Consider the following 21034-nt stretch of genomic DNA (forward strand, 5'->3'; position numbering starts at 1 on the left):
AACCGAGGCATCTCTAAAAAGTGTCATGAGCGTCCCGAGTGCAAGGCGGATGGAGCGCAGAAACCGGAGCGTACTGATAGTACGTGAGGATTTCGAGCACCACCCAACGCAGCAATCGGGACGCGCAATAAGTTTTTAGAGGTGCCTACCAACACTTAACCATTTCAGCACTCTTGAACCACCTCACGGGATTATACGGACTGCACGCTGACACGCTTCATGATCTTCTCGACCTTGCCGCAGGTTACAGGGAAGGCCTCAACAGAGAGCCGGAAATCTTCGCCCCTGTGCTCGCAAACCGTCGCGTCGCCCTCGTTTTCTTTGAAAATTCTACCCGCACCCGCTTTTCGTTCGAGCTTGCCGCGCGGCACCTCGGCGCGGGGACGCTGAGCTTCACGGCAGCGTCGAGCAGCGTCAGCAAGGGCGAAACGCTCTCGGACACTATCCGGAACCTCGAAGCGATGAAGGTGGACGCTTTCGTACTGCGCCATCCGTCGTCAGGAGCAGCGGATTTTGTAGCCTCGATCACCGACCGGCCAGTCATCAACGCCGGTGACGGCACGCACGAGCATCCGACGCAGGCGCTGCTCGACATCCTCACCCTTCGTGAATATTTCGGCAAGATCAAGGGGCTGAAGATCATGATCCTCGGTGACATTCTGCACAGCCGCGTTGCCAGATCGAACATCATCGGCCTGAAAACGCTCGGCGCCGAAATCGCCGTTTGTGCTCCCACGACGCTCCTGCCAGGCCGCATCGACCAGCTCGGCGTGCAGGTATTCACCGGCATCGACGAGGCGCTCGCGTGGGCCGACGCGGCCATCGTGCTGCGGCTCCAGCTCGAACGGGCAACCGGCGGCTTCATTCCGTCGCTCGAAGAGTATTCGGCCTCGTACGGCCTGACCGACGAGAAGCTCGACCGCCTGAAACGGCTCCTGCCAGTGCTCCATCCGGGGCCGATCAACCGGGAGATCGAAATATCCAATCTGGTGGCCGATCGCATCCAGCCGCCGGGCTATTCAAGCAGCATGCTGATGGAGCAGGTGACCAACGGCGTGGCCGTCCGCATGGCCGTGCTGCACCGGCTGCTGGCCAGGTGAGGCAGTGGCCCGGCGCAATGACTTGACAGACTCTTTTTTACACACAACAACTTCCGATCAAGGATCACACGTCATGCAAAAAAGCACATCCCTTTTGACAGCTGCGATGTTCGGCGCGCTCTGCGCCACAGCGCCGCTTTCGACGGCCTCGGCTGAATCGGCCATCAAGCCGACCTTCGACACGCTCTTCGAGCCGCTCGTCGCTGACCCGATGGAGCCACGGATCGCCGTCATGCCAATGCTCGGCAAGAAGAAGCTTCAGCTCGACATCGGCACCTCGGCTGACCTGTACCAGAACGACAGCAAGACCTTCGCCGTCGGCATCGATTTCGCCACCTGGTCACTCCTGAACAGAACCAGCAACTTCAAGTTCCCGGTGGACTGCATCGATTACATGTTCGGCATCAACACGACCTTCCGCCAGCAGATCAAGGATAGTGCATTGCCTTTCGATGAAGCGAGTGTGCGGGTGCGCCTGAGCCACATTTCAGCCCATTTCGAAGATGGCCACACCGATGACAACGGCGACTGGCTCCATCCGGAGGAGAGCCCCTTCGGCATTCCCTTTACCTACAGCCGCGAGTTCGTCAACGTAACAGGCGCGCTTTCCGCACCGGGCCGCCGCGTCTATCTGGGCTATCAGTACCTGTACCACACCCTTCCGGACAAGATCAGCCCCAGCTCGTTCCAGGCTGGCGTGGAGATCGGACTTCCGGCCAATGCCTACGTGGCCGCCGACTTCAAGCTGCTTCCCAAATGGGATTGGAACGAGGGCAAAACCGACGGCTACCGCGGCACCTGGAACCTGCAAGCCGGAATGCGCCTCACCTCGATCGGCCTGAAAAACGTGAGGGTCGCCGCCAACTACTTCTCCGGCATGAGCCGCCACGGCATGTACTTCTACAAACCCGAGAGCTTCACGACGCTTGGCATGATTGTCGATTTGTGAAGATCAGGGCAGGCACAGGGGCCTGCCCCTATAAAAAATACCGACACCAATTCTGTTGTAGGGGCAACCCTCGCGGTTGCCCTTCCCCCCCCTCACAGCGTCGAGTCAAAGAACTCCGGGCAGAGGGTGTCGAAACCACGGCGGAGCCCCGAGTCGATAAATTTGTAGAGGAATGGCGGATAGAGGCGGAAACCGGCCAGCCCGTCGAGCGGGAGCCAGCGGGTTTCGAGGATCATCTGCCGGTCGTCGGGAAGTTCCGGGTCACAGCCCGTGACGAGCTGACCGCCGGTCACTTCGCAATGAAAGCCGAGCGAAACCGAGTGGTGCCGCTCCCCCTGCCCCGGCAAACCCGGATGAGGCCAAAGCAGCTCCTTGACAAACACCATGCCGCCAACTTCGCACTCCAGTCCGGTCTCCTCCCGCACTTCGCGTCTCAGCGCCTCCTCAAGCGTTTCACCCCGCTCGACAACCCCGCCCGGCAGAATCCAGTAGCTTTGGGGCAAGGCTGGATCGTCCGGCGCAAAGCTCCGGTGCTCGACAAACAGCGCATGGCCATCCTGAACACACAAGGCGCTGACTCTCAGATTAATCAGCTTTCTCGAAGGATGGTGCATAAACGTATCCGTTGCGGTGTTCGATAGTTGCTCTCAGGCAATAAACGAAATTATTCGTCAGGACTGAACCTCACCGGGCTGTTTCGCTGCTCACAAGTTCCCGATGGCTAAACAGCGTGAACCACCCGGCAACGCTTTAAATGACAAGCTTTTGCAAACTGCGTAACCATATAGCCACAATGCAAAAAAAGGGAAAGGAATCTTTTTTTGGACTAATCAATACTATTTACTTAATTTAGCGCTAACCATAACCACACCTGTTCTTTTCATGTACCCTGTGTTGCCATTCCGGGAAGAGTGGTAACCGGCCGCTTCGGGCGGTCAATTTTTGTTTTGACAACACGCATCACACAACCTAACGGAGAACACACAATGAAAAAAATGCTATCTCTTGCTGCGATGTTCGCAGTACTGGCATCTGCCTCCACCGCTCAGGCTGAACTGAAACTCGGCGGAGACGCCAGTGTCAGAGTCAGAGAGGATTCTTACGCCGGTAATACCAACATTACTGATGACAACCTTAGCTGGCAGTACAGAGTCCGCCTGAATGCATCTGCCGATCTGGGCGATGGCTACTTCTTCAAGACCATGATCACCAATGAAAATGACGATGGAGGCTGGGTAACGTCTAATAACATCCAGAATGAGTTCAGCCTTAGCGTCTCGAATTTCTACTTCGGCCGCATGCTTGAAAACTGCCATTACATGGCTGGCCGTCTGCCGCTGAACTCCTTCAACAACCCGATTTTCGACATCACCCTCTTCCCGACTACTGCTGTTGACAATCCGGTTTATAACATCTTCATGGACCGTGCATATGGCCTGAACTACGGCACCAAGATCGGTAACGGCATGCTGAACGCTACGCTTGTGGTTCTTGACGATGCCAGTACGACTACGTCTCCCTCGACTGACGGCGACGGCATTTTCAACGATGGCTATGCGCTGCATCTCGACTACAAGGTCAATGTTGGTAATGTCACCCTTGAGCCTCAGTTCCTGACGGTTCTGACCAATGGCACCACTGGTTCACAGCCCATCGACTCTTCCGATGCTGTTCTTCATTACTATCCGATCTATGCCAAAATCACCCCGTGGACGGTTGGCGGTTTGGTCGGTGTGCCTGCTGGCGACCTGAAACTTACCTTCGGCGCGTTCTATACCGCTTGCAATGACACCACACCAAACGGTGGACCCTCTGTCGATTACAATGGTTATCTGTTCAGGGTCAAAGGCGAAATCGGCAACTTCATGATTTCGTACGACTACAACAGAGCAACCGACAAGGTTGGCGTAGATACCAAGCACACCAACAACTTCATCTGGGCACAGTACAAGATCCCGGTGTACTCTTCGGCAATGGGCAGCGTCACGCTTCAGCCAACCCTGCGTTACACGACCAACAAAGCTGAATCGAATGGCACCACTTACGTTGATCAGCAGCGTCTCCGCAGCGAGCTTTGGGCAACCGTTACTTTCTAAGGCTGTTCCGCAGCAACGTTTTAAAAAAGCCGCAGTTTCCTGCGGCTTTTTTATTGTCAGAGGAACAGAATGCTGACGGACAGTATAGGCGCGAAATGAACAATTATGAGTTCCGCCCTATATCGCGTATATTGTTAACAATCGGTAAACATGCATTGGCTGTCGGAAGCTCATAACCGGAAAGCTCAATGAATCCGAATAGCCTACACTTCAGTTCGATTTGTGATTGTGATTAAGGCGCATGGCGGGAAACCCCACTTTCCCGCATGAATGCCTGACAGAATAAGTTGTTACGTCCGTTTATACGACTGTTCTCTTTATTATCGGCATCGCCCTACATGGTGCCATGTTCTGTCTTTAGTAGTTCTCTAACAAGCACAAACACACCAATACCATGGAAAAAGCAAAACTCCAGGAGTACTGGAAAATCAACCTCGGCTACCTCGTCGGCCTGCTGGTGACATGGTTCGTCGTTTCGTACGGATTCGGCATTCTCCTTGCTGAACCACTGAACGCGATCCGGCTCGGCGGATTCAAACTGGGCTTCTGGTTCGCCCAGCAAGGCTCCATCTATGTCTTCGTGGTGCTGATTTTCGTCTATGTCGCCCTGATGAACAAGCTCGACAAAAAGTTCGACGTCCACGAGGACTGAGCTGAACGCAGGGTTATCCGAACAGTATTTTCCAAACGTTTAAATCTACCATCATGAGTGTTCAAGTATGGACCTACCTCATCGTTGGCCTGACCTTCGCGATCTACATCGGCATCGCGATCTGGGCGAAGGCAGGTTCAACCAAAGAGTTCTACGTCGGCGGCGCAGGCGTTTCTCCGATCATGAACGGCATGGCGACCGCTGCGGACTGAATGTCGGCGGCATCGTTTATTTCGATGGCCGGTCTTATCTCCTTCATGGGCTATGACGGTTCCGTTTACCTGATGGGCTGGACCGGCGGTTACGTGCTGCTGGCGCTCCTGCTCGCACCTTACCTCCGGAAGTTCGGCAAGTTCACCGTTCCGGACTTCGTGGGCGACCGTTACTACTCCAACACCGCCCGTACGGTGGCTGTCATCAGCGCGCTGTTCGTCTCCTTCACCTATGTCGCAGGCCAGATGCGCGGCGTGGGCGTGGTTTTCTCGCGCTTCCTTGAAGTTGACATCAACACCGGTATTATCCTCGGCATGGCGATCGTTTTCTTCTAAGCCGTGCTCGGCGGCATGAAGGGCATCACCTACACGCAGGTTGCGCAGTACTGGGTGCTCATCTTCGCCTACATGGTTCCGGCTATCTTCCTGTCGATCATGATCGCAGGCAACGCGATCCCGCAGTTTGGCTTTGGCGGCTCTGGTTCGGATGGCGTTTACCTGCTCGACAAGCTCGACAACCTGCACACGGAACTTGGCTTCGCCCCCTATACCACCGGCTCCAAGCCGATGATCGACGTCTTCGCCATCACCTTGGCGCTCATGGTCGGTACGGCTGGTCTGCCACACGTCATCGTGCGCTTCTTCACCGTGCCCAAGGTTCGTGACGCCCGCGTCTCCGCAGGCTGGGCACTCGTCTTCATCGCCCTGCTCTACACCACGGCTCCGGCCATCGCAACCTTCGCCCGCCTGAACCTCATCGACACGGTCAGCAACAAATCCTATGCTGAAATGCCCGGCTGGTTCAAGAAGTGGGAAAAAACCGGTCTGCTCGCATGGATGGACAAAAATGGCGACGGCAAGATCCAGTACCTTGGCAAGAAGGCCAACGGCGGCGATCCGTTCGAAGGCAAAAAGCCTGAATTCACCAAAGAGATCGGCAAGAGCGGTGAACTTTTGATGTCGAACAAACCGACCGACAACGCCAACGAACTCTTCATCGACAAGGATATCATGGTGCTGGCCAACCCGGAGATCGGCCGTCTGCCGAACTGGGTGATCGCCCTCGTGGCGGCTGGCGGTCTTGCCGCCGCGCTCTCGACGGCTGCTGGTCTTCTTCTGGTCATCTCGACCTCGATTTCGCATGACCTGATCAAGAAGCAGATCAACCCGAACATCAGCGAAAGCGCCGAGCTTATGTACGCACGTATCGCTGTCGGTGTCGCCATCCTGGTCGCGGGTTACTTCGGCATCAACCCGCCCGGCTTCGTGGCCGAGGTTGTGGCATTCGCCTTCGGTCTTGCCGCCGCATCCTTCTTCCCGATCATCATTCTCGGCATCTTCTCGAAGAGAATGAACAAAGAGGGCGCCATCAGCGGCATGGTTACCGGTCTCGTCTTCACAGCGGCCTACATCGTCTATTTCAAGTTCATGAACCCGGCGATGAACAAGCCCGAGTTCTGGTTCCTCGGCATTTCGCCCGAAGGTATCGGCACCATCGGCATGGTGCTCAACTTCGTGGTCAGCTTCGTGGTTTCACGGATCACCCCTGCACCTCCGGAAGAGATTCAGGAGCTGGTGGACAGCCTTCGCTACCCGAAAGGCGCTGGCGAAGCTTCTGCTCACTAAGCCCGGAAACGGCACACGGCAACAAAAAGGCGTGGAACAATCCACGCCTTTTTGCGTTCCTCCCCATTTGCAATAAAAAGCGACGTTTTCAAAACGGACGAACGCTGCAAGTTCAGTTAAAGAAAAAACCTCTGAATCGCACTGTTTGTGTTTTTTGTCGCCGGAAACTATCATAGAAGCATCTTCGAAAACCGCAACGCAGATTCTCCGATTTTCTTCATGAGTGACACCGCAGCAGCATTGCCAGACAAAACTGCAAAATCGGTGCTGGCTGAAAAGCTCACCACGTTGCCGACTTCGCCCGGCGTCTATCGCTTCAGCAATGCAGCGGGAACGGTGATCTACGTCGGCAAGGCGCGGAATCTGCGCAACCGGGTACGCTCCTACTTCAACAGCCAGGGGCGCCAGCCGGGCAAGACCGCCGTGATGGTAAGCCACATCGCTGACCTGAACGTCATTATTACCTCATCGGAGGTCGAGGCGCTGATTCTCGAAAACAACCTCATCAAGGAGCTGAAGCCACGCTACAACGTCAACCTCAAGGACGACAAGAGCTACCCCTGGCTGGTCATCACCAACGAGCGTTTTCCGCGAATCTTCCTTACCCGTCAGGTGCGGCGCGACGGTTCGCTCTATTTCGGCCCCTACACCGAAGCCTCGCAGCTCCGGCTCATTCTCGACCTGATCGGCTCAATTTTCCCCGTCAGGAGCTGCAAGTACAAGCTCACCGAACAGGCGGTGGCAGAGAAAAAGCACCGGGTCTGCCTCGACTACCACATCCACAAGTGCAAAGGTCCGTGCGAAGGGTTGCAGTCTGAGGAAGAGTACCAGGCGATGATCCGGGAAATCATCACGCTACTCAAAGGCAAAACTTCGGCTCTCTTGCGCGACCTCAGCACCGAGATGCAGCAAAAAGCAATGGAGCTGAAGTTCGAGGAGGCCGCCGCGCTGAAGGCGCAGATCGAGGGGCTGAAGCGCTACGCCGAGCGGCAGAAGATCGTGAGCACCGAGGCGATCGACCGCGATGTTTTCGCGGTGGCGGTGGGCGAGGATGATGCTTGCGGCGTGGTGTTCCGCATCCGCGAGGGCAAGCTGATCGGCTCGCGCCACACCTACCTCACCAACACCGCCAGCACACCGCTGCCGAATCTGCTCGCCTCGTTCGTGGAACACTACTACCTCGAAACCCCCGATCTGATTCCGCAGGAGATCATGCTTCAGGCAGAGCTCCCCGAAGAGGAGGTCGAGGCGCTCAGGCAACTGCTCTCCTCACGGCAGACCGACCGGCGGCAGGTGCGTTTCACGGTGCCCCGCATCGGCGAAAAGGCGCGGCTCATCGCCATGTGCCTCGACAATGCCGAGCACCACCTGCACGAGTTCATGGTGCAGAAAAAACTGCGCGGCGAAATCGCGCGCAAATCCCCGGCCCTGGAATCGCTCAAGCAGGTACTCCGTCTTGACAAACTGCCCGAGCGGATTGAGTGCTTCGACAACTCGCATTTCCAGGGCACCGATTACGTCAGCTCAATGGTCACCTTCGTATCGGGAAAACCGAAAAATCGGACTACCGCAAGTTCAGGCTCAAAAGCTTCGAAGGCTCGGACGACTACGCCGCCATGCGCGAAGCGGTCAGCCGGCGCTACGGCGGAACGCTCTCGGAAGAGCTGCCGATGCCAGACCTGGTGCTGATCGACGGCGGCAAGGGGCAGGTAAACGTCGCCTGGCAAGTCTTGCAGGAGCTTGGCCTTGAACTGCCTGTTGCAGGGCTGGCAAAACGGCTCGAAGAGATTTACGTGCCCAACGAGCGAGACCCGTACAACCTTCCGAAGACCTCGCCAGCCCTCAAACTTTTGCAACAATTGCGTGACGAAGCACACCGCTTCGCCATCACCTACCACCGCAAGCTCCGAAGCGACCGGACAATCCGAACGGAGCTGACCGGCATCAAAGGAGTCGGCGAAAAAAGCGCCGAAAAACTGCTGAAGCACTTCGGCTCAGTGGAAAGCGTCTCGAAAGCTTCTATTGACGAGCTTTCCTCCATAGCCGGAAGAAAAACCGCCGAAAGCATTTACCGCTATTTCAACGCCGGAGACGCTCCCCAAGCCTGAAAGAATGGCCCTGCCGGACACTTTTTTTGAAAAAATCTGCTATATTGATTTTGTTCTTATGATCGTGAAATTTGCACGAAAGAGAGTGTATGAGTTTGCTTGATTTTTTTGATGATAACCTGAACAATTCAGCAGGTTTCTTCCCGGATAAGCCGGAAGGGACTGCCAACCCCGATTCCATCTACGATCCCGAAGAACTTCTCGACCTCATTATCCAGCTCAACGAGGAAGGACTTCACGAAAAATCGCTCGTTGCAGCCCGGCGGCTCGAAGAACTCGCCCCCTACAACGCGGAAACCTGGTTTCACCTCGGCAACAGCTTGACGCTGAACGGTCTTTTTGAGGAAGCGCTCGAAGCGTTTCAGCGCGCCGTTCTGCTCAGCCCTGCCGACAATGAAATGGCCCTGAATCTCGCTTTGGCCTATTTCAATACCGGACGACTCGATGAAGCGCTCGAAGAGATCGAGGGTGTTGTCAGCGACTCGACCATAGAAAGAGATATCTGTTTCTACCGGGGACTCATTCTGCAACGGCTCGAACGTTTCGAAGAGGCTGAAAAAAATTTTGAACAGACGCTGCAGCTCGATCGGGAGTTCGGAGAAGCCTGGTATGAACTGGCTTACTCGCAGGACATTCTCGGCAAACTTGACAACAGTCTTGTCGCCTACGAGAAAGCCATCGACCTCGACCCGTACAATATCAACGCCTGGTACAACAAGGGACTCGTCCTGAGCAAGCTCAAGCGTTACCCGGAAGCGCTCGAAGCCTACGACATGGCACTCGCTATTTCGGACGATTTCAGCTCGGCCTGGTACAACCGAGCCAATGTGCTTGCCATCACCGGAAGGATCGAGGAGGCTGCCGAAAGCTACACGAAAACGCTTGAAATCGAGCCTGACGACATCAACGCGCTCTATAACCTCGGCATAGCCAAGGAGGAGCTCGAGCAGTACAGCGAAGCGATCGCCTGCTACAAACGCTGCATCGAACTGAATCCGGAGTTCGCCGACGCCTGGTTTGCGCTTGCCTGCTGCTTCGAGGCGCTCGAAAACTACGAGGCCTCGCTTGAGGCCATCGGCCATGCCCTTGTTGAAATGCCGGAGTGCATCGAATTCCTCCTGCTCAAAGCGGAGATCGAATACAATCTTGGCCTGCTCGACCAGTCGCTCATAACCTACGAGAAAATTATCCCCCTGGATCCGGACAGCCCTCAAATCTGGCTGGACTATGCCATGGTGCTGCGAGAAGCCGGAGCGATGGATGAATCGATCCGGGCGCTCGAAGAGTCGATCTCGCTTCAGCCGCTCTCGGCAGAGGCACACTTCGAGATCGCTGCAACCTATTTCGCCATGGGCGACAACCAGAGCACCCTCAAGGCGCTCAGCAAGGCATTCAAGATCGATCCCGACAAAAAGCAGTTGTTCCAGAGCACCTTCCCCGAACTGTATCAGCAGGATGCGGTACGCCGGCTGCTGGAAATTTCCTGAACCACCAGCGAAAAGAACATCGTGTCAAACTCTCAGTCCAAAAGGATTTTCGGGCTTATCGGCAAACACGTCGATTACTCCTGGTCACCCCTGATTCACAATACCGGATTCGAGGCACTCGGGCTTCCCTGCGTTTACACCATCTTCAACATCCCTTCGCCCGAAATGATCGGCGATGCACTCAAGGGAAGCCGCGCTCTCGGCATTGCGGGATTCAGCGTCACCATTCCGTACAAGAAAACCGTCGTGCCTTTTCTTGACGAGCTCTCACCTGAAGCGCTCTCCATAGGAGCAGTCAACACCATCGTCAACGACAATGGCCACCTACTCGGCTACAATACGGACATCGACGGCTTCGCGGCCCCGCTCCTTCCGATGGCGGAGTCGATCCGGAACAGGCCGGTCTGCATCTTCGGCAACGGTGGAGCCGCGCTGGCCGCAGTCGAAGCTTTCAGACTCCGCTTCAGCCCTTCATCGGTGCTACTCGTGGTGCGGGATACACAGAAAGCCGAAGATATGCTCGAAGAGTACGCATACCGCGACATCGTTACCATCCGCGCGGGCCGGGAGATCGACCAGCCCGCGTGCAGCAAACTGATCCGCGATTGCCGCGTACTGGTCAACGCCACGCCGGTCGGCACGGCCGGAAGAAACGATCACATCCACAGCATCCTGCCGACCGGGCACAGGCTCCTGCACGATGGCCAGATCGTTTACGACATGGTCTACAATCCGCCCGAAACGCCACTGCTCGCCGAAGCCCGCGCCGCTGGAGCGACTGTCATTCCGGGCATCGAGATGCTCATCGCCCAGGCCGCCCGAGCCTTCTCCATCTGGACAGGACAGGAACTTCCGATCGAGCTGGTCAGAAAAACCGTACTCGCTGAAATCGAAAAGAGCGAAGCCTGATGCTGCGGTTTGAAAGAGGCCTGAATGGTGTTACATTCTGTTTGGCCTCTTTGACCTCCTGACAACGACACTATTTTATGGCCCTCTTTTATCTGCTCGCGGTAGCTGCCGCCCTGCTCGACCGGGTGACCAAACTTCTCGCCATCCACTACCTGCGCGACGGTGGGCAAAGCGTCGTCATTATCCCTGACTGGCTCAAGCTGACCTATGCCGAAAACCTCGGCATCGCATTCAGCGTCCGGTTCCTCCCGCCGATGGGCCTGCTTTTTCTGACCCTCGCCATTTCAGCGGGTGTTGTCTGGTATGTCCTGAAATCGAACAACCGGAGTCCGCTCTTCCTCACGGCCTTCGGACTTATTCTGGGCGGCGGGATCGGCAACCTGATCGACCGCGTCATACTCGGTCACGTGGTGGATTTCATCTACTTCGACCTCTACCACGGCGCGCTCTTTGGCCTTCAGCTCGACCTCTGGCCGATTTTCAACGTCGCCGACTCCTGCATCACCATTGGCGCATGCATGATCGTGCTGTTTCATGAAAAAATTTTCGGCAAGCCATGAACCTGAGTTCGCCGGTTTACTCGGACATCCATTGCCATCTCTCCTTTCCCGATTTCGACGATGACCGTGACCGGGTGATCGGCGATCTCCGCGCGGCGGGCTTGCAGTATGTCATCGATCCGGGCACCGGCGTCGAGACGAACCGCCGCTCCATCGAGCTGGCAAACGGTCATGACTTCATCTATTCGAATGTCGGCCTGCATCCTCACGAAACAAACGTGCCACTCTCGCCAGAGCTGTTCGACGAACTCGCTGGGCAGGCTCGATCGGCAAAGGTGGTTGGCATCGGCGAGATCGGCCTCGATTACCACTGGCCCGATCACGATCCGGTACATCAGCAGGCGGCGTTCCGCGAGATGCTGCGCATGGCGGTCGACCTCGACCTGCCGGTGGTGATCCACTGCCGCGACGCCTGGCAGGATATGCTCCGCATCCTCTCGGAGGAGCGCTCGTCGGCACTGCGCGGCGCGATGCACTGCTTTTCAGGCGACCTCGACATGGCCCGTCGCTGCATCAGCCTCGGCCTGAAGATTTCGATTCCCGGCACCATCACCTACAAAAAGTCGCCGCTTCCGGAAGTGGTAGCCTCCGTCGGCCTCGGCGACCTCTTCTCCGAAACCGACGCTCCCTACCTCGCACCAGTCCCCAAACGCGGCAAACGCAACGAACCGGCTTTCGTCGTTCACACGGTGCGCAAGATTGCCGATCATCGCCCGGAACCGTTTGAAGAAGTGACCGAAGCGCTCGTGAGCAATACAAGAACCCTGTTCGGCCTGCCGTAACCGGCGGCTGCCGCTGATTTTGAAATTCATGCGAACTTGCTTAGGTTGAGCCTCGGACTGACCGCCATCAGTAATGCGGAACGACTCAGGCGATCTCATTTCAAGAAACGACAGCACGAACCACATGAACACCACCCAACCGCAGAAAATGCTTCCGGAAGCGACCTTCTCCGACCGGATGCTTGAAATCGGTATAAAGTATAAAAAGCAGCTCACCGCCCTTGTCATCGTCATCTGCCTGGCTGCTGGCGGAACGCTCTTCTGGATGCAGAAAACCAAAGTTGACGAAGTTCAGGCGTCACTCGCCCTTGCGAAGATCACTCCGTGGATCGAAACGGGAAACGTCGATAAAGCAATCAATGGCGAAGGCTCGATAAAAGGGCTGAGCAGTATCGTCAAAACATGGGGTAGCACACCAAGCGGAAAAACTGCCAGGCTCTATATGGCTTATATCCTGCTCAACAGTGGCAAGCCGGACGATGCGCTCTCGATGTACAAGGGATTCAGCAGTGACAACAAGGATCTTCAGGCATCGGCGCTGGCCGGAGCCGCCGCCTGCCATGTCCAGAAAAAAGCCTTCGCCGAGGCTGCGCCGGAGTACGAAAAGGCGTCGGAAACCGCTGAAAACGAAGCGCTCAAATCGATGTACCTCACCAAAGCCGCCGAAAGCTACTCCGCTGCGGGACAGGCCGACAAGGCGGCAAAACTTTATGATCAGGTGATCAAAACCTGGCCAGCCACATCGTCAGCGGGAATGGCCCAGCGCGCGCTTTTACGTCTTGCGGGCGCAGGCGTGCAGATACCGCAAATCTGACCGATTGTTTTTCGACACTCAACCACATGACCATGCCAGAAAAATTCATCATCAAGACCAGCATGGGTGATATTTCCATCGCCCTGTATGACGACACTCCCCTGCACCGCGATAACTTCGTCAAGCTCGTCGGCGAAGGCTACTACGACGGCATCCGTTTTCACAGGGTGATCGAAGGCTTCATGATCCAGTCCGGTGATCCGCTTTCGCGCTTCGACGAGAAGCGCATGATGCACGGCACCGGCGGCCCCGACTACCGCGTTCCGGCAGAGATAAAACACTCCAACAAGAAGGGCACGCTTGCCGCCGCAAGGGATAACAACCCGCAGAAAGCCTCGTCGGGCAGCCAGTTTTACATCAATCAGGCCGACAACAATTTCCTCGATGGCGAGTACACCGTCTTCGGCGTCGTGGAGTCGGGTATCGAGGTGGTTGACGCCATCGCCGCCGTCGAAACCGACATGCGCGACAACCCACTGAAGCCAGTCACCATCGAAACCATCACCCCGGCAACCGAAGGCTGAAACTATGGAGAGCATCGCCGAAAATCTTCTCACCGTGAAGGAACAGATCGCGTCAGCCTGCCACAAGGCGGGCCGACGTGAAGATGAGGTCTGCCTCATCGCCGTCTCCAAGACCAAAAGCGCCGCTGCCGTGCGCGAGGCGTGGGATGCCGGTCAGCGTGAGTTCGGCGAAAGCTACGTGCAGGAGTTTCTGGAAAAGGTCGAAGCACCCGAGCTGTCGGGACTGCCCGTTTCATGGCACTTTATCGGCCACCTCCAGTCCAACAAAGTACGCCAGATCGTGGACAAGGTGACGATGGTTCACGGCATCGACAAGGTTTCAACTGCCGAAGAGCTGTCGAAACGCGCCTCGCAGCACGACCTGACAGTCGATTACCTGCTCGAAGTGAACGTGTCGCGCGAAGGCACCAAATACGGCCTCAATCCCGACTCGGTGCTTCAGGCCGCTGAACAGTGCTTCGCCCTGCCGAACGTTCGGCTGCGAGGGCTCATGACCATCGCCTCGCCCAACCCCGACACCGCCCGCCGCGAATTCGCGGAACTGCGCGTAACCCTCGATAAAATCCGCAAAAACGCCCCTGACCCCTCACAGCTCACGGAGCTCTCGATGGGTATGAGCGGTGATTTCGAGGAAGCCATCCTCGAAGGGGCCACCATGATCCGCATCGGCACCGCAATTTTCGGATGGCGGTAAAATAATTGATAATGAATCATGGATAATTGAAAGGGCCTGATTCTATATTTGCTCTTTTTGCATTATTAATTATCCATTATCAACTATCCATTTTCCCTCCGTTTTCTCTTCTCCCCTCGGCTGCTTATATTAAATGTCTTTTTCCTCGCCGTTTCAAACCATTTAAACCACAGGGAATATCATGACTGAACAGAGGCAGAAAATCCGGGAAGCCGTTGAGTTTATCAGAAAAAAAACCACGGCGGAGTATCCGGTGGGCATCGTGCTTGGCACCGGCCTCGGCGGCCTGGTCAAGGAGATCGAGATCGACTTCGCGCTTGACTATGCCGAGATTCCCTATTTCCCGATTTCGACGGTTGAAACCCATCACGGCAAGCTGATCTTCGGCACCCTGGCGGGCAAGAAGGTGGTCGCCATGCAGGGGCGCTTCCACTTCTACGAAGGCTACGCGATGTCGCAAATCGTCTTCCCGATCCGGGTCATGAAGGAGCTGGGCGTCAGAACGCTCGGCATCACCAACGCCTGCGGCGGCATGAACCCCGGCTACAGTAAGGGCGACATCATGCTGATCGACGACCATATCAACCTGCTTGGCACCAACCCGCTCATCGGCCCGAACGATCCTGAAATCGGCCCCCGCTTCCCCGATATGTGCGCTCCCTATTCTCCGAGGATTCTCGAAATTGCCGAAAAGGTCGCGCTCGAACACGGCATCAAGGTGCAGCGCGGCGTCTATGTCGCCGTCACCGGTCCGTGCCTCGAAACCCGCGCCGAGTACCGGATGCTGCGCGCCATCGGCGCTGACGTGGTCGGCATGTCCACCGTGCCGGAGGTGATCGCCGCCGTGCACCAGGGCACCGAGGTGTTCGGTATGTCGATCGTCACCGACGAGTGCTTCCCGGACTGCCTCGTGCCGGTCGGCATCGAAGAGATCATCGAGGTCTCCAGCAAAGCCGAGCCGCACATGACCACTATCTTCAGAAACGTCGTAGCAAACCTTTAACCCTTTTCGAGGAAAGATCAACTCGCTCATGATTGACGCTATCTCCTTTAAAAACGGAACCTTCCGCTATCTCGACCAGCGTTTTCTTCCACTGCAAGAGAACTATGTCGAGACACAGGACTACAAACAGGCCATCGAGGCGATCAAAACCCTCGCCGTACGCGGCGCTCCGCTCATCGGCGCTTCGGCGGGCTACACGGTCATGCTTGGAATCAACGCCTACAAGGGCGACAAGGCGGGCTTCCCGGAATATTTCAATAACCTGATTGCCGAGGTCAACGCTTCGCGCCCGACCGCCGTGAACCTCTTCTTCGCCACCAGGAAGATGCAGAATGTCTATGACGCCAACTTCGAGAACGATTCGCTCGAAGCGCTCTTCGCGAAAATGACCGATATGGCGTATAAAATCCACAACGACGAAATCGACAACTGCGACAAGATCGCCCGCCACGGCGTGGAGCTGCTGAAACAGGATTTCGCCGACGTCCTCAAGACCCGCAAGCTCAACGTGCTCACCCACTGCAACACCGGCACGCTCGCCTGCTGCGGCATCGGCACGGCGCTCGGCGTGATCCGCCTGGCGTATCAGGAGGGGCTGATCGAGCGCGTCATCACCTCCGAAAGCCGTCCGCTCCTGCAGGGTCTGCGCCTCACCGCCTGGGAACTGGAGCATGACGGTATTCCGTTCGCCTCGATCTCCGACTCTTCGTCGGCGATTCTGATGTCGCGCGGCATGATCGACTTCGCCGTCACCGGCGCGGATCGCATCACGGCCAACGGCGACACGGCCAACAAGATCGGCACCTACGCCCACGCCATCAGCGCGAAGTATCACGGCTTGCCGTTCTACATCGCCGCGCCGGTCTCGACCATCGACATCACGATGGCTGAAGGCTCGGAGATTCCGATCGAGGAGCGCGATGCCGACGAGCTGCGCAAAATCTTCGGCACGCAGGTCGCCACGCCGACCACGCCGGTGGTGAATTTCGCCTTCGACGTAACCCCCGGCACGCTCATCCGCGGCATCATCACCGAAAAAGAGGCCGTCGTTGGCAACTACAACGAAGGGCTTGCCCGCGTAGTCAAGGGCTGAACATTCGGCACTGGCAACCATTATTTTCACGAAAGGCTCCCTCGACAGGGAGCCTTTCGCATTCTATCCGACTCCGCCAAAATCACTTCCTACTAACCCGTAAGAACTGATTTCTCTTTCCCGGAACAGGCCCGTTTCGTACATTTATCTTAAACAATTGTGATTGACATTGTCCTTTGCATTTCTGACATTGCTCATCAACCGAAGACACCCTGATCCCCCGTCAGCGCCGTTTCTCTCCCTCTGAATCAACTACATCAGGAGCAGAATTACGGCGTTTCAGCGGTGACCTTCCACACCATCTTTTCATCAACCAGATTCAGGAGGAGGGCATGAACGACACCGGTTATGATTACTCCGTTGTCCGGGGTTTCGCATTTTCCGCGCTTTTCTGGCTTATCGTAGGACTCATCATTGGCCTGTGGATCGCGTTCGAAATGTTCAATCCCGCGCTCAACATCACGCCGTGGCTCAGCTTCGGACGCCTGCGCGTCGTGCACACCAACGGCCTTGGCGTCGGTTTCGGGCTTTCGGGCATTTTTGCGACCGCTTACTACATGCTTCAGCGCCTGACCCGCACGCCATTGCCCTTCCCCGGACTTGCAAAAGCGCACCTGTGGGTCTTCAACGCCGCCATCGCCGCCGCCGCCGTGACCCTCATGGCAGGCATGAACACCACCAAGGAGTACGCCGAACTTGAATGGCCGCTCGACGTCGGAGTGGTCATCATGTGGGTGATGTTTGCCGTCAACGTTTTCGCAATTCTGATCAAGCGGCAGGAGAAGCAGATGTACATCTCGCTCTGGTATCTGGTCTCCATGACCGTGACCATAGCAGTGCTCTACATCGTCAACAACCTCGAAATCCCGCTCAACCTCTACAAATCTTACAGCCTTTACGCAGGTGGCAATGACGCCAACGTCGAGTGGTGGTACGGGCACAATATCGTAGGCTTCATCTTCACGGTGCCGGTGCTGGCAATGTTCTACTACTTCCTGCCGAAAGCCACCGGACTGCCGATCTACAGCCACCGGCTCTCGATCGTCTCCTTCTGGTCGCTGATCTTCGCCTACCTGTGGACCGGCGCACACCACCTGATGCTCACCCCGCTGCCGGAGTGAATCCAGACGGTAGCCATCGCCTTTAGCATCTTTCTGATCGCACCTTCGTGGGGATCGGTGGTCAACGGCTACTACACGCTCCAGGGCAACTGGGACCAGATGCGCACCAACTACCTCGCCAAGTTCTTCATCCTCGGCATCACCTTCTACGGTCTCCAGACCTTGCAGGGGCCACTCCAGGGGCTCCGGACGCTGAACGCCTTTTTCCACTACACCGACTGGGTGGTGGGCCACGTGCACATGGGCACGATGGGGTGGGTGACGATGATTATCTCCGCCTCGTTCTACTACATGATTCCGAAGGTCACGGGCCGCGAACTGTACAGCATCAAGCTGGCCAACGTGCACTTTGAGATACTCCCCAAAAATAGGACGGCTGGTTAAATTGGATCAACAAAAACCCAGCAGTCACTATGAAACAAACACGCCGCAAGTTTACGCCTGAATTCAAAACAAAGGTCGTCCTGGAAGCCCTCAGTGAACGGCTTCCCATGGCAGAACTCGCCCAGAAGCATGAGCTTCATCCGAACCAGATCACTCAATGGAAACGGGAGTTCCTCGACAAGACCTCCGATGTCTTTTCGAAAGGTGAAAAGGCTAGGAAAACCGAGCAGGATTATCAGCAGGAGAGCGAAGAACTCTACAAAACCATCGGCCAATTGAAGGTTGAGGTCGACTGGCTCAAAAAAAAATTGCAGTCGTAAAATCGCTCTCGGAACGACGCTCCATGGTTGAGAAAGAACATAGCGGTATCAGCATGCAACGCCAGTGCGACCTGCTTTCGATCCACCGATCAGGCCTGTATTATCAGCCGATAAAGACCTCGAAGCTGAATCGTGAGCTCATGCGGCTGATTGATGAGCAGTACCTGCTGAGGCCATACTACGGCGTTTACCGTATGTGGCAATGGCTGAGTATGGACAAAGGCTACAAGATCAACCTCAAACGGGTACGGCGGCTCTATCGCCTTATGGGTCTGGAAGCCATCGGCCCCAAGCCGAACACCTCGAAACCGGCGCCGGGCCATAAGGTCTATCCGTATCTGCTCCGGGGACTTGCGATCAAGCACAGCGACCATGTTTGGGCAACTGATATCACCTATGTGCCGATGGCCCATGGATTCATGTACCTGATGGCCATCATCGACCTGAAAAGCCGCTATGTGCTGAACTGGTCGGTGTCGAATACCATGGATGCCAAATGGTGTGCCGAGGTCTTGCTTGAAGCCGTGCGGTTGCACGGGGCACCCAAGATTCTCAACACCGATCAGGGCAGCCAGTTCACCAGCGAGGTCTTTGCCGAAGCCGTCATCACAGAGTCCAAGTCTGCACTCTCCATGGATGGCAAAGGCCGAGCAATTGACAACGTCTTCATCGAACGGTTATGGCGGAGCGTCAAGTATGAGTACATTTACCTGAACCCACCAGCCGATGGTCTCGAACTCTACAAAGGCCTGAAGCATTGGTTCAACGACTACAACACGGTTCGTCGCCACAAAGCGCTTGATGGTCAGGTTCCGGCAAAAGTCTATTCTGCCAATAAACGACTGATTCCGAAAGCCGCATGAACAAACTTATTTTCTCTCGATAGCTGTCCTATAACTGGGGAGTACCTCACTTCTGGCTCATCCTCGTCGGCCAGCTTGCCTGGACGGTCACGATGTGGATCGGCGGCATCCAGCAGGGCGCGATGTGGAAAGCCACCAATCCCGACGGGTCGCTGATGTACAGCTTCCTTGACGGACTGACCTCGCTCTATCCCTACTACCGGATGCGCTTCGCCGCGGGCGTCGTTTACATTATCGCCATCCTCATCTTCGCCTGGAACCTGATCCAGACCGTCAGGCAGGAGCCGTCAGCCGCCACGGAAGCTTAACCACCAAACCTGAAAAAAGGAGTTTGCATCATGGGGATCTATTCAAAACCGGTCGTCTTCGCGATCATTGCGACCCTGGTCATCCTTGTCGGCACGGTGGTTACGGTGTTCGTGCCGATGTTCATGCCCTCGACCCAGCCGGTGAGCGCCTACGTCAAGCCCTACACAGCCATCGAGCAGGAGGGGCGCGATATCTACATGCGCGAAGGGTGCAACAACTGCCACACACAAACCGTCCGCCCACTCAGAACCGAAGTGCTCCGTTACGGTGAGTACTCCAAGGCCGAGGAGTTCGCCTGGGATCGCCCCTTCCTCTGGGGTTCACGCCGCACCGGACCCGACCTGAACCGCGTCGGTGGCAAGTACCCGGACTCATGGCACTACAAGCATATGCACAGCCCGCAATCGATGTTCGCGCTCTCGAACATGCCGCCGTACGGCTGGCTTGCCAACAACAAACTCGACACCTCGGAGTCGTTCAGAAAAACGCAGATTCTCGGCTACGGCTATTCGGAGGCCGATGTCAAACAGCAGATTGCCGACTACAAGGCCAAAGTCACCGCGCCCGGTTACGACTCCAAAGCCACGCGCGACGAGGTGACGCCGGAGGCGCTGCGGGGCGAGCTGACCGAAATGGACGCCATCATCGCCTACTTGCAAAAGCTCGGGCGTGACGTCAAGGCCATGGAGACGCAGCAATGAACTTTTCGCAGATAGCCTATGTCGCCTTCACCATCATCCTTGCGCTCGTGATGGCGGGTATCATCGCCTACTATTTCAATCCGAAGCGCAAAAAAGAGGTCGAGGAACCCAAATACCGGATGCTCGAAGACGACGACAAAAAAGAGCATCACGACTGATTATCAACCGTTCAAGAAACCTGTTACGAGGAGGTTCATATGAGTGATTCCGGAGTTCCGCACGAGGGTCATAACAAGATTCCCAAGGGATGGATGACATTCTTTATCGGAGTGATCATCTTTCTCGTCGTGTATATCGCACGCTTCACGCCCGCCATTTCAGGCTGGTCGTTCTACAAGCAGTACGACGAAGAGATGAAAGCCGGGGCAAAGGCGGCGGTAGCCGCGCCCGCAGAGCCTGGCATGTACATCGGCAAGGCGGACGCCGTCGCCGCGGGCAAGAGTGAATTCGAGACGACCTGCGCCGCCTGCCACATGGCCGACGCCAGCGGCGGCATCGGCCCGAACCTCAAGGTTGCGCTGAAGTATGGATCGACGCCCGCCGATCTCTACGAGTCGATTGCTAATGGGCGCCCCAACGGGATGCCGCCGTTCGGCCAGCAACTTGGTAACGACAAAATCTACAAGATCATCGCCTTTATCGAGAGCCTGAGAAAATAGCGCCGAGACCTCCAGCCCCGGGAACCAATTCCGGGGCTGATCTCTTTATGCTCTCAACTTCACTGTTA

20 protein-coding genes and 3 pseudogenes are annotated in these 21034 nt (G+C 56.3%); 22 read left to right on the forward strand and 1 reads right to left on the reverse strand.

All coding sequences use genetic code 11. The annotated features are described in order from the left end of the window. Positions 1-173: 173 nt before the first annotated feature. Together NY406_RS08280 and NY406_RS08285 are read left to right on the forward strand one after the other, a co-directional pair. Positions 174-1100, forward strand: coding sequence for an aspartate carbamoyltransferase catalytic subunit (locus NY406_RS08280; protein WP_260533620.1), 927 nt, complete (start codon positions 174-176; stop codon positions 1098-1100). Positions 1101-1173: 73 nt separating this feature from the next. Next, a complete protein-coding gene (locus tag NY406_RS08285) occupies positions 1174-2049 on the forward strand; it encodes a DUF1207 domain-containing protein (protein WP_260533621.1) in 876 nt (291 codons plus the stop codon). A 92-nt stretch (positions 2050-2141) separates the two neighbouring features. Here the strand turns inward: NY406_RS08285 and NY406_RS08290 are convergent, their stop codons facing one another. Then, positions 2142-2663 (reverse strand): NUDIX domain-containing protein, encoded by a 522-nt coding sequence (locus tag NY406_RS08290; RefSeq protein WP_260533622.1) that lies wholly within the window; start codon positions 2661-2663, stop codon positions 2142-2144. 372 nt (positions 2664-3035) lie between these two features. On the opposite strand from NY406_RS08290, the gene NY406_RS08295 reads away from it, so the two are divergent. The 20 genes and pseudogenes from NY406_RS08295 to NY406_RS08395 all read left to right on the forward strand — a co-directional run bounded on the left by NY406_RS08295 (position 3036) and on the right by NY406_RS08395 (position 20966). Then, a complete protein-coding gene (locus tag NY406_RS08295; RefSeq protein ID WP_260533623.1) occupies positions 3036-4145 on the forward strand; it encodes a porin in 1110 nt (369 codons plus the stop codon). Positions 4146-4539: 394 nt separating this feature from the next. Next, positions 4540-4797, forward strand: coding sequence for a DUF4212 domain-containing protein (locus NY406_RS08300; protein WP_260533624.1), 258 nt, complete (start codon positions 4540-4542; stop codon positions 4795-4797). Between the two features lie 53 nt (positions 4798-4850). Further along, positions 4851-6635 (forward strand): annotated as a pseudogene (locus tag NY406_RS08310) (sodium:solute symporter family protein). A gap of 219 nt (positions 6636-6854) precedes the next feature. Continuing rightward, a pseudogene (uvrC, locus tag NY406_RS08315) lies at positions 6855-8743 on the forward strand (excinuclease ABC subunit UvrC). 89 nt (positions 8744-8832) lie between these two features. Further along, positions 8833-10230: a tetratricopeptide repeat protein gene (locus NY406_RS08320; RefSeq protein ID WP_260533626.1), complete on the forward strand. Its 1398-nt coding sequence runs from the start codon at positions 8833-8835 to the stop codon at positions 10228-10230. 21 nt (positions 10231-10251) lie between these two features. Then, positions 10252-11139, forward strand: coding sequence for a shikimate dehydrogenase (aroE, locus tag NY406_RS08325; protein WP_260533627.1), 888 nt, complete (start codon positions 10252-10254; stop codon positions 11137-11139). A gap of 77 nt (positions 11140-11216) precedes the next feature. Continuing rightward, positions 11217-11699, forward strand: a complete 483-nt coding sequence (gene lspA, locus NY406_RS08330) for a signal peptidase II (RefSeq protein ID WP_260533628.1) — start codon at positions 11217-11219, stop codon at positions 11697-11699. Beyond that, entirely contained in the window at positions 11696-12481 is a 786-nt protein-coding gene (locus NY406_RS08335) for a TatD family hydrolase (RefSeq protein WP_260533629.1), read from the forward strand. The genes lspA and NY406_RS08335 overlap by 4 nt, the downstream gene beginning before the upstream one ends. Positions 12482-12605: 124 nt before the next feature. Further along, positions 12606-13295, forward strand: coding sequence for a tetratricopeptide repeat protein (locus NY406_RS08340; RefSeq protein WP_260533630.1), 690 nt, complete (start codon positions 12606-12608; stop codon positions 13293-13295). A 32-nt stretch (positions 13296-13327) separates the two neighbouring features. Then, on the forward strand, positions 13328-13819 hold the full coding sequence (locus NY406_RS08345) for a peptidylprolyl isomerase (RefSeq protein WP_260533631.1): 492 nt from the start codon (positions 13328-13330) through the stop codon (positions 13817-13819). Between the two features lie 4 nt (positions 13820-13823). Then, a complete protein-coding gene (locus NY406_RS08350) occupies positions 13824-14513 on the forward strand; it encodes a YggS family pyridoxal phosphate-dependent enzyme (protein WP_260533632.1) in 690 nt (229 codons plus the stop codon). Positions 14514-14694: 181 nt separating this feature from the next. Continuing rightward, positions 14695-15516 (forward strand): purine-nucleoside phosphorylase, encoded by an 822-nt coding sequence (locus tag NY406_RS08355; RefSeq protein ID WP_260533633.1) that lies wholly within the window; start codon positions 14695-14697, stop codon positions 15514-15516. A gap of 28 nt (positions 15517-15544) precedes the next feature. Beyond that, positions 15545-16609 carry an S-methyl-5-thioribose-1-phosphate isomerase gene (gene mtnA / locus NY406_RS08360; protein ID WP_260533634.1) on the forward strand — a complete coding sequence of 355 codons (1065 nt, stop codon included), beginning with the start codon at positions 15545-15547 and terminating at the stop codon, positions 16607-16609. Between the two features lie 332 nt (positions 16610-16941). Further along, positions 16942-18090 (forward strand): annotated as a pseudogene (locus NY406_RS08365) (cbb3-type cytochrome c oxidase subunit I); the annotation flags it as partial. 53 nt (positions 18091-18143) lie between these two features. Then, positions 18144-18434 carry a transposase gene (locus NY406_RS08370; protein WP_260533154.1) on the forward strand — a complete coding sequence of 97 codons (291 nt, stop codon included), beginning with the start codon at positions 18144-18146 and terminating at the stop codon, positions 18432-18434. A 23-nt stretch (positions 18435-18457) separates the two neighbouring features. Continuing rightward, on the forward strand, positions 18458-19297 hold the full coding sequence (locus tag NY406_RS08375; RefSeq protein ID WP_260533150.1) for an IS3 family transposase: 840 nt from the start codon (positions 18458-18460) through the stop codon (positions 19295-19297). Positions 19298-19389: 92 nt separating this feature from the next. Further along, positions 19390-19605: a hypothetical protein gene (locus NY406_RS08380; RefSeq protein WP_260533635.1), complete on the forward strand. Its 216-nt coding sequence runs from the start codon at positions 19390-19392 to the stop codon at positions 19603-19605. A 30-nt stretch (positions 19606-19635) separates the two neighbouring features. Further along, a complete protein-coding gene (ccoO, locus tag NY406_RS08385) occupies positions 19636-20307 on the forward strand; it encodes a cytochrome-c oxidase, cbb3-type subunit II (protein ID WP_260533636.1) in 672 nt (223 codons plus the stop codon). After that, positions 20304-20465 carry a cbb3-type cytochrome c oxidase subunit 3 gene (locus tag NY406_RS08390; protein ID WP_260533637.1) on the forward strand — a complete coding sequence of 54 codons (162 nt, stop codon included), beginning with the start codon at positions 20304-20306 and terminating at the stop codon, positions 20463-20465. Before ccoO ends, NY406_RS08390 begins: the two co-directional genes overlap by 4 nt. 39 nt (positions 20466-20504) lie before the next feature. Next, positions 20505-20966 carry a c-type cytochrome gene (locus NY406_RS08395; protein WP_260533638.1) on the forward strand — a complete coding sequence of 154 codons (462 nt, stop codon included), beginning with the start codon at positions 20505-20507 and terminating at the stop codon, positions 20964-20966. The last annotated feature ends 68 nt before the right edge of the window (positions 20967-21034 follow it).

It is taken from the genome of Chlorobaculum sp. MV4-Y (genome assembly GCF_025244685.1).
GTDB lineage: Bacteria > Bacteroidota > Chlorobiia > Chlorobiales > Chlorobiaceae > Chlorobaculum.